Here is a 13,643-nt window from a genome sequence, read left to right on the forward strand (position 1 = left end):
TGCAATAGCACTCGCTTACGGCACCCATCCGAATCGCTTGTCATATATTATCCCTTCCTGAAAATTGTGCAATAAAAAAACATGAACTTTTAGTAGAAAAATTATTTAAATTTGTATGAAATTAACAAATCTTATTATAAAAGTTTGCTAACCTTGTCCCGTAGCTAAAACAGTGCTCATCAAATATATCGGTCTGGTGCATTCCAAACACGGGGAAAAATACCTACTCTAAGTAAAATCTCCGCTACACTTAATAACCACATATACTTCAAGGATTAGGTTGGTATGGTGCGAGCGCAAATCTTAAGATTTGTACAGTACTGACTGGTGCTACTGGAATATTCAGCAACAAGCAAATTAGAGTCCAATAGTGAGAGAGTAAAAATTGTGAAGTACTTCTTTTTATCTGAAGGTTGGACAGTTGGCAGAGTATGGGCATCTGATGGACAGTGGCAGGTGTCCGCATGGCGTCGTCAACCGGATATTCACCGATTGAATATTTGTTTAGTAGAACAAAACGAGGTGATGTGGCTTTATCAAGTAGAGGACACGGTTCTCATGGTGGAGGTGAAGCCAACAGCACAAGTGCAAGTCGGAAAATCGAGTCAAACCATTGGTCAAGTTGTGCTCAAGCGATTAATTAGTGCCGAACAGGTCATAGAACGTTTGGGAACAGCATCTGCTCGATGTCAGTTACAGAGTCTTGAGGCTGTGGTTTAGTGGGGGCTGGGGAGTAGGGGGTAGGGAGCGGTGTTAATCATTAATAACCAATGACACTTGACCAATGACCGATGCCCAATGTCCTTTTGCCCAACCCTAACCCCTAACCCCTAACCCCTAATCCCTCAATACGCTTGCAAACAGCTCCATCAAAAGTTACACTTTTTTAAACATTCTCATTTTTCTCTTGGCAACTGAGCCGCTATGGAGTCATACTCCAAAAGTAGTGGTTACATAATTGTCAAGCGCTACAGAGTCTGATATGTAAGACAATGTGGTGAATAAGTATCCGCTTAGCGATAACAAAAACTGAAAACTTGACTTTGTAAACAAAAATCATCGAGGAGGAGCGTAGTCGATGGGACTACCCTGGTACCGAGTACACACAGTCGTTCTGAACGATCCAGGGCGACTGATTTCTGTACACCTGATGCATACAGCTTTGGTGGCAGGCTGGGCAGGTTCAATGGCATTGTATGAATTAGCCATTTACGATCCCAGCGATCCAGTTCTTAACCCCATGTGGCGTCAAGGAATGTTCGTGCTGCCCTTCATGGCACGCTTGGGTGTAGTTGGCTCTTGGGGCGGTTGGAACGTTATTGGCGCTCCTAGCTACGACCCTGGGTTCTGGTCATTTGAAGGCGTCGCTGCGGCTCACATCATTCTTTCTGGGTTGCTATTCTTAGCAGCCGTTTGGCACTGGGTTTACTGGGATTTGGAATTATTCCAAGACCCCCGTACAGGTGAACCCGCTCTTGACTTGCCAAAAATGTTTGGCATTCACTTGTTCTTATCCGGTCTACTTTGCTTTGGTTTTGGTGCTTTCCACCTTACCGGGTTGTTTGGACCGGGAATGTGGGTTTCTGATGCCTACGGTTTGACGGGGCATGTTCAGCCTGTCGCGCCCGAGTGGGGACCCGACGGTTTTAACCCATTTAACCCCGGTGGTGTAGTAGCGCACCACATTGCGGCTGGTATTGTTGGTGTTATTGCTGGTTTGTTCCACTTGACAGTTAGACCTCCAGAAAGGCTCTACAAAGCCCTGCGGATGGGTAACATTGAGACTGTACTTTCTAGCAGTATCGCTGCTGTATTCTTTGCCGCATTCGTTGTTGCTGGCACCATGTGGTACGGTAACGCTACAACCCCGATCGAATTGTTCGGTCCTACCCGCTATCAGTGGGATCAAGGCTACTTCAGACAAGAGATCGAGCGCCGGGTACAAGCAGACGTAGCTCAAGGTGCGAGCCTCTCTGAAGCTTGGTCGCAAATTCCTGAAAAACTCGCGTTCTATGATTATGTCGGTAATAGCCCAGCCAAAGGCGGTCTGTTCCGTACAGGTCCAATGGTCAAAGGTGACGGTATTGCCCAGTCTTGGCAAGGTCATGCTGTATTCAAAGACGCAGAAGGTAGAGAGTTGACAGTACGTCGCCTCCCCAACTTCTTTGAAACCTTCCCTGTTATATTGACCGACAAAGATGGCATTGTTCGCGCCGATATTCCATTCCGTCGAGCAGAATCACAAAATAGCTTCGAGCAATCTGGCGTTACCGCTAGCTTCTACGGTGGTGATTTAGATGGACAAACATTTGATGACCCAGCGGAAGTGAAGAAATGGGCGCGTAAGGCTCAAGGTGGAGAAATTTTTGAATTCGACAGAGAAACATTGAACTCTGACGGTGTATTCCGTACCAGCCCCAGAGGATGGTTTACATTTGGACACGCTGTCTTTGCTCTGTTATTCTTCTTTGGTCATATTTGGCACGGTTCTCGGACGATTTACCGAGATGTATTTGCTGGTATCGACTCAGACATCGAAGAGCAAGTCGAATTTGGTGTCTTCGCCAAAGTGGGTGACTTGTCAACCCGTAAGAAGGAAGCAACCTAGGGAAAACCGGGCATTGGGCATCGGGCATGGGAAAAAGACCTATGCCCAATGCCCAATGACCAGTTTCTTTAACCATTCCTTCCCATATCTTGGTATAATATTAGGTAGTAATCGGTGGGTAAGTAGGCAGGAATTTGACTTATGGAAAGCGTTGCTTACATTCTAATTTTGACATTGGCTATAGGAACTCTCTTTTTTGCGATCGCTTTTCGCGAACCTCCTCGCATTGAAAGCAAAGAAAAGAAGTAAACTGAAGTATGAAGTGTGAAGGATGAAGGATGAAGACCTAAGGTTCTCTCCTTCATCCTTTTCACTTTTGACAGTGACCAGTGACCAGTGCCCAGTGACCAGTGACCAGTGACCAGTGACCAGTGCCCTAATTTCCAAAACACATGAGAGCATTTGTTGGTAAAATAGGTAGTTGTAAAGATACTAAGAATTAATTCCCTTATTTTCTCCGGAAGATTGACAGATATCAATAAAATATCTGGTATAATGTTTGATCTGGAAGTGAATGTGTTCAGATCGGCTCTTTTGCGCTAATATGAACAGGGATGTAGTGTCGAATGCCTGAAAATGGGCGCTTGCATATACATCGCTAGGAGGCAAAACATTTACGGAGAAAAATAACTGGGAAACAATTAGCATGGTCAATCAGAAATTAACCGCTCCTGAAATTGGGTTTACTCATGACGATTTCGCTGCTCTACTAGACAAGTATGATTATCACTTTAGCCCAGGTGATATAGTGCCTGGAACAGTATTCAGCATAGAGCCGCGCGGCGCTCTGATTGACATCGGTGCAAAAACGGCAGCATATATACCCATACAAGAAATGTCTATCAACCGGGTAGATAGCCCGGAAGAAGTATTACAGTCTAATGAAACGCGGGAATTTTTCATCCTTACTGATGAAAATGAAGACGGTCAATTAACACTTTCCATTCGCCGTATAGAGTATATGCGGGCGTGGGAACGAGTGCGACAGTTACAAGCAGAAGATGCCACTGTCCGTTCCGGTGTATTTGCTACCAATCGCGGAGGTGCGCTAGTTCGGATTGAAGGATTGCGTGGTTTCATCCCCGGTTCTCACATCAGTACTCGCAAACCGAAAGAAGAGTTGGTAGGCGAAGAATTGCCGTTAAAGTTCCTAGAGGTAGATGAAGAGCGCAATCGCCTTGTTCTCTCTCACCGTCGAGCGCTAGTTGAGCGTAAGATGAACCGTCTAGAAGTTGGTGAGGTGGTTATTGGTACTGTGCGCGGTATTAAGCCTTACGGTGCATTTATTGATATTGGTGGTGTTAGCGGTTTACTGCACATCTCTGAAATCTCCCACGAACATATAGATACACCACACAGTGTGTTCAATGTCAATGATGAAGTAAAAGTCATGATCATTGACTTGGACGCAGAACGCGGTCGTATTTCACTGTCTACCAAGCAGTTAGAACCAGAACCAGGTGACATGATCAAAAACCGTCAGTTGGTATATGATAAAGCAGAAGAAATGGCTGCCAAGTATAGGGAACAATTGTTGGCGAAACAACAAGGTCAAACTGCAGCACCTGCTGTTGAAGATGTTGCTGTTGTTGCCGAGGAAATACCAGCAGCAATTGAAGAGGAAATACCAGCAGCAATTGAAGAGTAACCCGTTTGTCGTTGCGATCGCGATCGCAGCGTTTAAGAAAATACAATTTTTTAGTAAAGAGGGAAAAACCCTCTTTTTTTGCACTTATTTTAAGAAAGGTTAATCAGACTGAACTGCACCCCAAACGACAAACTTTGTTTGCTCGTTTGAGATTAAAGCTTCACACTTCGAATCGAATAATCCAGCAACTCAATTGGATGAGCGATCGCGAGATCCTTACCTTGAGATTGCAAAGCCTTACGAATTTGCAAAGTACAACCAGGATTTGCAGAAGCAATCAACTCCGCACCAGTGTTCAGCAAATTCTGTGCCTTTTGTCTACCCAATTCCTCAGCCACCTCTGGTTGCAACATATTGTAAACACCAGCACTACCACAACAAATAGCAGCATCAAGCGGCTCCCGCAACTTCACCCCAGGAATTTGTCGTAATAACTGACGTGGTTGGACGCTAATCTTTTGACCGTGCAATAAATGACAAGCATCTTGATAAACCAGAGTCAGAGGTTTATCCCTTAAAGGAGACAACTTTGCACTCAGACCAACACTCATCAAAAACTCCTGAACATCTCTAACCTTAGCCGCAAACTTCTTAGCTTTGTCCCGATACTCCAAGTCATCCTCCAAGATGTGACCGTACTCCTTCAGAGTATGACCGCACCCCGCAGCATTAATAATAATGTAATCAACACCAGTATTAGCAAAACTATCAATCATTTGCCTTGCTAAAGCTTTCGCCTGTTCTGTTTGTCCCTGGTGTTCGGGAAGAGCTGCACAACACCCCTGACTTTTAGGAATAACCACCTCACAACCATTAGCCGTCAAAACTCGTACAGTCGCCTCATTCACCGGAGAGAAAAACAGCCTTTGCACGCACCCCAAAATCATCCCCACTCGGTAGCGTTTCTCACCCTTAGCAGGAATAACACTCGGCAAATTATTTTGAAACGATTTTATAGTAATCTCCGGCAAAATTGACTCCATCGCAGCCAACCGAGGAGACACCCGTTTTAACAACCCAACACTCCGCACCAGTTTTTGCAAACCGAGCTTCTGATAAACAAACAAAGGAACCAGCAAAACCTTCAAAAAATTCGGATAAGGAAACAAAGAAAAAATCAGCTTCCGAAACAATCGCTCCGACAAACTGCGAGGATAATTCCGTTCAACCTGGTGACGAGTCGCAGAAATCAACTTGTCATACTGCACCCCAGAAGGACAAGTCGTCACACAAGCAAGACATCCCAAACAACTATCAAAATGTTGAGCCGTCGCAGTATTCAGAGGAATCTCACCCTCATTAATCCCATCCATCAAATAGATACGTCCCCGTGGAGAATCCATCTCCTTACCAAGCACCCTATAACTAGGACAAGTCGAAAGACAAAACCCACAGTGAACACAAGTATCAATCAACTTCGGTTCAGGAGGATGATTTCCATCAAACCCAACCTTCTTATCCAAAAAACCTTCCGAAACTTCCATCTTATTAACTTCCTACTCTCTTTCCCCTCTCTTTCTCCGCGTCCTCTGCGCCTCTGCGGTTCAATTCCTAAATCCCACCCACAAAACGACCAGGACTAAAAATATACCCAGAATCAAACTGTTCTTTAATCCGCCGCATTAACTCCAAAGCATTACCACCATAACCCCACACATCCAAACTTCCTTTCACCCTCCTTGGAGCTACCAAAACAGTCAGAAACCCGCCATTCCTTTGACACAGATTCCGCATCTCCAAAACCTTATCAACCTTTTCACCCTCAAATCGCAACACCCCCAAACCACTAGCAACATGAATCCAACCCAACTCCGAGCGAGTCAAAACCTCAACAGCAGAAATCGGTAATACTCCTATTTTGCAAGTAATTGCAGGCGAAGTGTGAAAATCATGAATTCTTTCTCCCAATCTCAGCCATAAATCAGCTTCATCCGTCCCCGAATAAACCATCCCCCGCAAACCAAATTGCTTCCCAACTTCCAACAGTTGATTGGACTGTTCTTTCACACTCTCAGCAATACTTTGAAAACGAACCATTAAACCCAATCCTTGACCCAAACCCAACCCAGACACCAATTGAAGCGACAGTAGATCGGACTGAGTTGGTGTAAGCGCAGAACCCCGCAAAGTATCAGCAGCTTGAGACACAGCCGATGCATCCCCAACCAACACGACTGTACCCGATGCTTCCAAAAAAGGATACAAGCGAAACGTGACCTGAGCGATCGCACCCAAAGTGCCAAACGAGCCAGTAAACAACTTCATCAAGTCGTAACCGGCTACATTTTTTACAACGCGCCCCCCAGCCTTGGCTATCTTACCATCAGAGCGAACAAAAGTTATACCCAATATTTGGTCGCGCACACTGCCATAGCGCTGTCTTAAAGAACCCGTATCAGCAGTAGCAACAATACCACCAACAGTTGCTGATGTTGGTGAAGTCGGGTCAATCGCCAGAAATTGTTTGGAGTTTGCCAAAATTTTTTGCAGGTCAGAAAACTTCATTCCTGCTTCCACTGTAACAGTGAAATCACCAACAGCATGTTCGAGCAGTTGGTTAATCCGTTCCGTACTGACTACAACATCTATACCCTTAGCTAAGCCACCCCAGTTAAGTTTACTACCACTCCCGCAAAGCAAAACGCGCTGCTTCTGACTGTATGCTTCTGCAATAACTGCTGCTAGTTCTTCAATTGTATCGGGAGAAACCATACAACCAGGAGGGCTTGAGGATGCGATCGCCTCCAAGATAGATTTTTGCCTCTCGACTGGTATACTTTCCCAAGGTTTGTTCATTGTTAGTGGTTAGTGGTTAGTCGTTAGTAGTTAAAAATTACCACTAAATATTAATCAGTAACCAGTGACCACTAACAACTAACAACTAACAACTAACAACTAACCACTAACCAACTGTCTATTATTTGCTGGTGCGTAGTACCCATTCCCATTAGGCTGCACAGTTTCCTGACCAGTAATCAACCTAGCCCCACGTTTGCGGGTGAAATAGTTCCAGCCCCACTGAATCATCACCAAGAGTTTATTGTCAAACTCAATTAGGAAGTAAATGTGAACCATCAGCCAGAACAACCACGCTACAAAACCTGTAAATTTGGCAAAACCCAAGTCCACAACAGCAGCATTTTGTCCGATCACTGCCAAGCTACCCATGTCAGTATAAGAAAACTGTGGCAGTGTCTTACCTTTCATTCGCTGTTGAATTAATTTAGCAACATATTGTCCTTCCTGCATAGCTACAGGAGCAACACCAGGTAGGGGTTTGCCATTCTGATGGGCAAAATGTGCTAAATCGCCAATCACAAAAATATTGGAAAATCCTTTGACACTCAAATCTGGCTCAACAATAACTCTTCCTGCGCGATCGCTCTCAGCCCCAGTACGTTCACACAGCAACTTACCCAGAGGAGATGCTTTGACACCAGCAGCCCACAACACTGTTTTGGCAGCAATCTGTTGGAACTCATCTCCTTGCTTCAGAGTAAGAATATCACCTTCTATGTTCGTTACCAGTGTTTTTGTGTGTACGGCAACACCTAACTTTGTTAAAGACGCCTCTGCTTGTTTTGATAATTCTGATGCAAAAGGAGGGAGAACCCGATCCAAACCTTCTAGAAGCAAAACTTGTGCTTCATTCGTATCGATGTTGCGGAAATCCTCTTTCATTGTATGGTAAGCCAGTTCTGCGATCGCACCTGCTAGTTCAACACCTGTAGGACCACCACCAACAACTACAAAAGTTAACCAAGCGCGGCGTTTTTCGGGGTCAGTTTCCTTTTCAGCCGCTTCAAACGCCATAAAAATACGACGGCGCATTTCAATAGCATCTTCCACTGTTTTTAAACCAGGGGCAAATTCTTCCCATCGATCTTTACCAAAGTAGGAGTGCTTTGCGCCTGTAGCCAGGATGAGGGAATCGTAGTGTATTGCTTCTTCGCCCAAAATAACTTCTTGTGCTTGGGGATCGATATCAGTCACTTCTCCAAGCAGCACTTTTGTATTCTTGCTCTTACTGAGAATAGAACGTAATGGTGAGGAGATATCAGCAGGGGAGACAGTACCAGTAGCGACTTGGTATAACAGTGGTTGGAATAGGTGAAAATTGCGCTTATCAATTAGAGTAACTTTTACATTAGTACGTCCCAGTGCTTTTGCGGCGTATAAACCCCCAAATCCTCCGCCTACAATAACTACATGATGGGGTGGCTGACTATCAACAGTGTTCATCATAAGATTTACTTCCTAGGGTAATCCTTTGTAATCCTTCTTAACAAATTTTCAACATTCTTGTTAGAGTAGTTCTGCTTACCACAGACATATTAAGAAATGTAAAAGTTCTTTCGGATACGGTCAATTGGTAAACACAACAGTATTTGTCATAAAAATAACACCACTAGGTACTTATCCTGTGGTTGTACTAGCTAAACCCCAAGTCAATCTACATAGTTACTACTACACTTCCTAAATTGACTTTTCCCGATTGATTAGTGATAAAGTTTTTATACATTCTATAACCTTAAAAATACTGTAGATTCGGAATTTGTAAGCACGAAAAATGTCAGACTTCAAATCATTAATAATTGTAACATTATTTCAAAGCCGTTAGCATCTATCTTAAGGTGCTAAAAATACTGCTTAAGTTTGTATAAAAACTGCTTTGACTCCCTAGTGGTCTACCACATAAATTCTGATAGGTAGATGGACAGACCGCCACTCTCGTTCCCAGGCTCCGTCACAGAATGCAGGCGCGCTATACAGGAGGCGGAGCCTCGCGTGAGGCATTCCCAGCCAGAGGCTGGGAACGAGGTCCTCATGCAGACAAAGAAGTTTTGACTTGACCAAAACGGCGATCGCGTCTTTGGTAACTGAGTAAAGCCTGATGAAATGCAGTGCGATTGAAATCCGGCCAAAAAATATCAGTAAAATACAATTCTGTATAAGCCATTTGCCAGAGGAGAAAATTGCTCAATCGCATTTCACCACTTGTGCGAATCAATAAATCTGGTTCGGGAGTCCCTGCTGTGTAAAGCGTTTGTTCGATTAAATTCTCTTGAACATCTTCTAAGCTCAGTTCCCCCTGTTGCACGAGTTGTGCTATTTGACGGCAAGCTCTTGTGATTTCACTGCGGCTGCCATAATTGACTGCGACATTAAAATGAAGTGCTTGGTTGTGCAAAGTCTCTGCCATTGAACGCTCAATCTCAGCTCGTAAAGACGTAGGTAGAATTGACAAATCCCCAATAAATGAGATTCGTACCCCTTCCCGATGCATTTGGGCTAATTCTTGGCGCAACAATTTTTCAAACAGAAGCATGAGAAAATCGACTTCTTCAAGAGGACGCCGCCAATTTTCAGTAGAAAAAGCATAGGCTGTGAGCGCTTTTATTCCCCAATCTTTACAACAGCGCAACAATTCTTTCAGGGTTTTTGCACCCTGTCGATGTCCGGCGATGCGAGGTAATCCTCGTTGGTTTGCCCATCGACCATTACCATCCATGATGACAGCGACGTGTTGGGGTAAGCGATGGGGGTCTATATCTAAGGGGAGTTGTGAAGTCATGGTTAGTGGATAGTGGTTAGTGGTTAGTGGTTAGTGGTTGGTGGTTGGTAAGGGCGCATGGTCGAACAAGCTTTGTAAATACTTTGGTGTCAAGCGATTGTTCCAAAGCCATAAACGACGCATTGCATAGCTGAAAGTAAACAAGAGAGTCATTTTATTGGTCGAAGACCAAGAACTCCAGTTCAGTGTACCCATCATGCGTTTTAAAGTACGCATCAGGCTGTTGCGTTTGTAATCTTTGTGGCGTGTTTTTAGAAGGGTATGTCCTACCTTTATCAAGGAAGTATCTGGAAAAGCCCAGACACCAAATCCCCAGAATTTGCTCATATGATTAATTTCATCCTGAAGCAATTCCTCTAAAACGTCTTGAAGTGCTCCTGTTGTATGCACCATTAACCATAAATAGAGGCAAGTTGCGCCGTATTCAGTTGCAACCCGGTGCAATCCATGACGATACAAATCTTCATGCGGGTCGTCAGTAGGGAGATAACCTCTAACAGTGCGGAAATTTGCGACAATCTTCTCACCTGTTAATTGGTAATAGACTTTCATCAAAGCGGGAGTGTGTTGGCGCTCTTCTTTTTCCCACAATCCAGGTTCGATTAACTTTCCAGTTTCATCGACTGTCCCTCCTACAAATCGCGCTAGCTGGGGATGCAAATTTTCTAAATATTGTCGGCTGGTTTGAGTGTATTCCCGAATAGGAGCTTCGGTGTCCATCGCACCTCTCAAGATGGACAAAAAAACTTCTCTGTCTAATCCTATAATTTGCTCTGAAGAAATAGCTTGCCAGTCAATATGTTTCCAAGGACGGGGTTGTGGGTTGTTAAACTGAATGGGTAAATCTTGCAAGCGATCGCACAGTTTCTCAATAGAGAGATAATCATCTGCAAGAGAACGAATTCGATGTTGAATTTGAAAGTAGTGTGTAGGAGAATAAACTAATCCTGCCAAGTCTTGAGACATTGGGCTGAGAGTATTAATCATATGTTTTCACTTTGATTTTGACCTCTTTGCCCAATAGCTTAAGCAACTGTAAGATTCTTTGTCAGTCGGTTGAAGTCGGGAAAAAAGTCGGATACTAGCAGGAGATACAATCGGAGAAAAGCTCAATGGGTAAAATGAATTGCCATGCAGCCAACTAGCCCCTCCATCCCCCAAATAAAGCCGCCGCTACCACCAAAACTAACACTGCCAACGATGTACAATCTACCCAGTGAAGATGCGGAGGAACCTGGTTTGCCTGATGAATTTCACGATTTGCAACCGCAACTGCTCAGTCGAACAATGCGATTGACAAATTATTCTTACGAGCGAATATTTACGGGGTCGGATTTAAATCTGTACTATGATGTGCGTCATACTCAGTGGTACAAACGCCCGGATTGGTTTTTAGTGCTAGATGTACCGCGTTTGTATGAGGAAAAAGACTTACGTTCTAGCTACGTGGTTTGGCAAGAAGGAGTGAATCCCTTTGTGGTGGTGGAATTGCTATCACCAGGCACACAAAAAGAAGACTTGGGTGATTATGCAGAATTGGAGCCAATGTTTGAGGAAACGACTGCGGAAGAGTTAAGCGGAATCAGTGCGGAATCAGAGTCCAGTAATGGGCAAACTCTTAAAGAAGTGCCGCCTAGAAAATGGGATGTATACGAACGTATCTTGCGAGTGCCATACTATGCAGTGTTTAGTCGCTATAGCAATCGCTTGCGTGGATTCAAACTAGAAGGAGGACACTACCAAGAGCAAACTCTAGACCCTGAGAATCCTCGGTTTTGGATTCCGGAGTTGAACTTAGGATTGGGAGTGTGGGTTGGGGAATTTGAAGGAATTACTCGCCAGTGGTTGCGCTGGTATGATTCAGAAGGCAACTGGATACTCACAGATACAGAACAAGCTGTCAAAGAAACAGAACAAGAACGTCAAATGAAGGAACAAGAACGTCAAAAACGGCTCAAGTTGACTGAAAAACTGAGAGCGCTTACTCCAGAGCAGTTAGAAGCTTTGGGGATTAACCAGGAGGAATTAGAATCATGAGAGCATGAGTTCATTGCTGCTCAGTCGGGCAATCCGACTGATATCATGTCGGCTTATTTACCCTGAATAAAGCTCACGCGAAGACGCAAAGGCGCTAAGAAATTACGAAACTTTTCCGCATGGTTATGGTACAGGACTAGATATGACAGAACATTCCCATGAGCGGGTATTTATGGGGTCAGATTTAAATCTGTACATCGCTAACTTTTTGGTAATTTAAGACAGAGATTGCTTGGGTAACGGGCTAAATATGAAAATTCAACCCAAAATAAAAATTGCCCTTGCACTTTGCTAAGTTATCAGATCCGAGAGTAGATAGAACAAAACAGCATAAACTTATAGATATTATTACTATTGCCATTTGCGCTGTTATATGTGGCGCGGAAGGTTGAGTAGCAATTGAAACTTATGGAAAAGCAAAACATAAATGGTTGCAACAGTTTTTAGAATTACCAAATGGTATACCCTTCGGGTTCGCCAGTTCCCTACGGAGGGAGACCCTCCTTCAGGACTGGTCTCACCATCACATGATACTTTTGCGCTTAATTTTTTCTCGGCTTGACCCACAAGAGTTTCAAGAATGTTTTTTAAGTTGGATTCAATCTCTTAGTAAAATGACAAATAAAGAAGTTATAGCAATTGATGGAAAAACTTTAAGAGGGTCATATGATAAAGAGAAAAACAAAGCAGCTATCCATATGGTGAGTCCAGCCCTGTAGAAAGGTCTCCTTTCGTAGGGGACTGGCGAACCCGAAGGGTTAATGCTTGGGCAAGTGAAAATCGTTTAGTTTTAGGACAACGAAAAGTAGATAAAAAATCGGCGGAAATCAAAGCAATTCCAGAGTTGATTAAAATATTAGATGTAGCTGGATGTCTGGTAACAATTGATGCCATGGGTTGTCAAAAAGAAATAGTAAAATTAATTACTCATCAGCAAGGCGATTACATTATTACACTGAAAAAAAATCAAAAGAATCTATATAAAAATGTAGAGTCAATATTTAAAGACGCAATGGCAAATAAATTTGATGGGTACAATCATAGCAGTTACCATACCCGTGAAAACAATCATGGAAGAGATGAGATACGTCATTACATAATGTTGTCAGATATAGTAAACAAGGTAGAGCCAAATTATGAATGGGCTAATTTGAAGAGTATAGGAATGGTTGAATCAGTAAGAAGTGTGAATGGGAAAACTAGTGTGGAAACTCGTTATTTTATTTGCAGTTTGAATAATGATGCAGAAAAACTAACAACTAATTACGTAATCATTGGGGAATTGAAAATTCTCTTCATTGGGGGAAGTGATGTTGCTGTCTTGTGAAGACGACTGTCGAATCCGAAAAGATAATGCCCCTGAGAATTTTGCTGTTCTTCGTCGTATAGCCGTTCATCTTTTAAGTCAAGAAAAAACTAAGAAGATAGGGATTAAAAACAAACAGTTTTTAGCAGCAATGGACGACAAATATTTGAGCGAAGTTTTACAATTAGGGATATAATAAAAATTGATAAGTGATGCTCTGCCTGGAAGCAGATTAATTTATTCATCAAAATGATTCAAATAGTCTTAACACTAATAAGGTCAAGACAATGAGTAGAGAACCGATAAAAGACCATAAAGACTTGGGAATTTATAAAATTGCTTTTTCTGTAGCAATGGAAATTTTTGAGGTGTCCAAAAAGTTTCCTGTGGACGAAAGATTTGCTTTGACTGACCCTCCGGGTTCAGCAGTCGCTCATGGGGGAAACCCCCAAGACCGCGCTGCTTCACC

At 43.4% G+C, this 13,643-nt stretch carries 11 protein-coding genes and 1 pseudogene; 7 read left to right on the top strand and 5 right to left on the bottom strand.

The features are described from left to right. Positions 1 to 387 precede the first annotated feature (387 nt). From F7734_RS20875 to F7734_RS20890, 4 genes are all read left to right on the top strand, one after another. Entirely contained in the window at positions 388 to 720 is a 333-nt protein-coding gene (locus tag F7734_RS20875) for a hypothetical protein (protein WP_166482034.1), read from the top strand. Between the two features lie 358 nt (positions 721 to 1,078). Further along, on the top strand, positions 1,079 to 2,608 hold the full coding sequence (psbB, locus tag F7734_RS20880) for a photosystem II chlorophyll-binding protein CP47 (protein ID WP_155746456.1): 1,530 nt from the start codon (positions 1,079 to 1,081) through the stop codon (positions 2,606 to 2,608). Between the two features lie 141 nt (positions 2,609 to 2,749). After that, on the top strand, positions 2,750 to 2,857 hold the full coding sequence (locus F7734_RS20885) for a photosystem II reaction center protein T (RefSeq protein WP_155746457.1): 108 nt from the start codon (positions 2,750 to 2,752) through the stop codon (positions 2,855 to 2,857). 397 nt (positions 2,858 to 3,254) lie between these two features. Further along, positions 3,255 to 4,256: a 30S ribosomal protein S1 gene (locus F7734_RS20890; RefSeq protein WP_155746458.1), complete on the top strand. Its 1,002-nt coding sequence runs from the start codon at positions 3,255 to 3,257 to the stop codon at positions 4,254 to 4,256. Between the two features lie 152 nt (positions 4,257 to 4,408). Here the strand turns inward: F7734_RS20890 and F7734_RS20895 are convergent, their stop codons facing one another. The 5 genes from F7734_RS20895 to F7734_RS20915 all read right to left on the bottom strand — a co-directional run bounded on the left by F7734_RS20895 (position 4,409) and on the right by F7734_RS20915 (position 10,818). Next, the gene (locus F7734_RS20895) at positions 4,409 to 5,740 is read right to left on the bottom strand and encodes a heterodisulfide reductase-related iron-sulfur binding cluster (protein ID WP_155746459.1); all 1,332 of its coding nucleotides are present in this window, start codon (positions 5,738 to 5,740) and stop codon (positions 4,409 to 4,411) included. A gap of 67 nt (positions 5,741 to 5,807) precedes the next feature. Continuing rightward, positions 5,808 to 7,052 carry an FAD-binding oxidoreductase gene (locus tag F7734_RS20900; protein ID WP_155746460.1) on the bottom strand — a complete coding sequence of 415 codons (1,245 nt, stop codon included), beginning with the start codon at positions 7,050 to 7,052 and terminating at the stop codon, positions 5,808 to 5,810. 99 nt (positions 7,053 to 7,151) lie between these two features. After that, positions 7,152 to 8,501 carry an NAD(P)/FAD-dependent oxidoreductase gene (locus F7734_RS20905; RefSeq protein ID WP_155746461.1) on the bottom strand — a complete coding sequence of 450 codons (1,350 nt, stop codon included), beginning with the start codon at positions 8,499 to 8,501 and terminating at the stop codon, positions 7,152 to 7,154. A gap of 580 nt (positions 8,502 to 9,081) precedes the next feature. Next, positions 9,082 to 9,831, bottom strand: coding sequence for an isoprenyl transferase (locus F7734_RS20910; RefSeq protein WP_155746462.1), 750 nt, complete (start codon positions 9,829 to 9,831; stop codon positions 9,082 to 9,084). A 30-nt stretch (positions 9,832 to 9,861) separates the two neighbouring features. After that, positions 9,862 to 10,818 carry a ferritin-like domain-containing protein gene (locus F7734_RS20915; protein WP_155746463.1) on the bottom strand — a complete coding sequence of 319 codons (957 nt, stop codon included), beginning with the start codon at positions 10,816 to 10,818 and terminating at the stop codon, positions 9,862 to 9,864. Positions 10,819 to 10,983: 165 nt separating this feature from the next. Here F7734_RS20915 and F7734_RS20920 point away from each other — a divergent pair, with 165 nt between their 5' ends. The 3 genes and pseudogenes from F7734_RS20920 to F7734_RS20930 all read left to right on the top strand — a co-directional run. Then, on the top strand, positions 10,984 to 11,868 hold the full coding sequence (locus tag F7734_RS20920) for a Uma2 family endonuclease (RefSeq protein ID WP_347566252.1): 885 nt from the start codon (positions 10,984 to 10,986) through the stop codon (positions 11,866 to 11,868). A 275-nt stretch (positions 11,869 to 12,143) separates the two neighbouring features. After that, positions 12,144 to 13,370 (top strand): annotated as a pseudogene (locus tag F7734_RS20925) (ISAs1 family transposase). A gap of 91 nt (positions 13,371 to 13,461) precedes the next feature. Further along, a partial coding sequence (locus tag F7734_RS20930; RefSeq protein WP_166482035.1) for a four helix bundle protein occupies positions 13,462 to 13,643 on the top strand: 182 nt, incomplete at its 3' end.

Source organism: Scytonema sp. UIC 10036, from assembly GCF_009725235.1.

What these genes read in the sequence shown, in the direction of transcription:
- psbB (WP_155746456.1), top strand. Translation starts at nt 1,079, where the DNA reads ATGGGACTACCCTGGTACCGAGTACACACAGTCGTTCTGAACGATCCA.
- F7734_RS20885 (WP_155746457.1), top strand. Translation starts at nt 2,750, where the DNA reads ATGGAAAGCGTTGCTTACATTCTAATTTTGACATTGGCTATAGGAACT.
- F7734_RS20890 (WP_155746458.1), top strand. Translation starts at nt 3,255, where the DNA reads ATGGTCAATCAGAAATTAACCGCTCCTGAAATTGGGTTTACTCATGAC.
- F7734_RS20895 (WP_155746459.1), bottom strand. Translation starts at nt 5,740, where the DNA reads ATGGAAGTTTCGGAAGGTTTTTTGGATAAGAAGGTTGGGTTTGATGGA.
- F7734_RS20900 (WP_155746460.1), bottom strand. Translation starts at nt 7,052, where the DNA reads ATGAACAAACCTTGGGAAAGTATACCAGTCGAGAGGCAAAAATCTATC.
- F7734_RS20905 (WP_155746461.1), bottom strand. Translation starts at nt 8,501, where the DNA reads ATGATGAACACTGTTGATAGTCAGCCACCCCATCATGTAGTTATTGTA.
- F7734_RS20910 (WP_155746462.1), bottom strand. Translation starts at nt 9,831, where the DNA reads ATGACTTCACAACTCCCCTTAGATATAGACCCCCATCGCTTACCCCAA.
- F7734_RS20915 (WP_155746463.1), bottom strand. Translation starts at nt 10,818, where the DNA reads ATGATTAATACTCTCAGCCCAATGTCTCAAGACTTGGCAGGATTAGTT.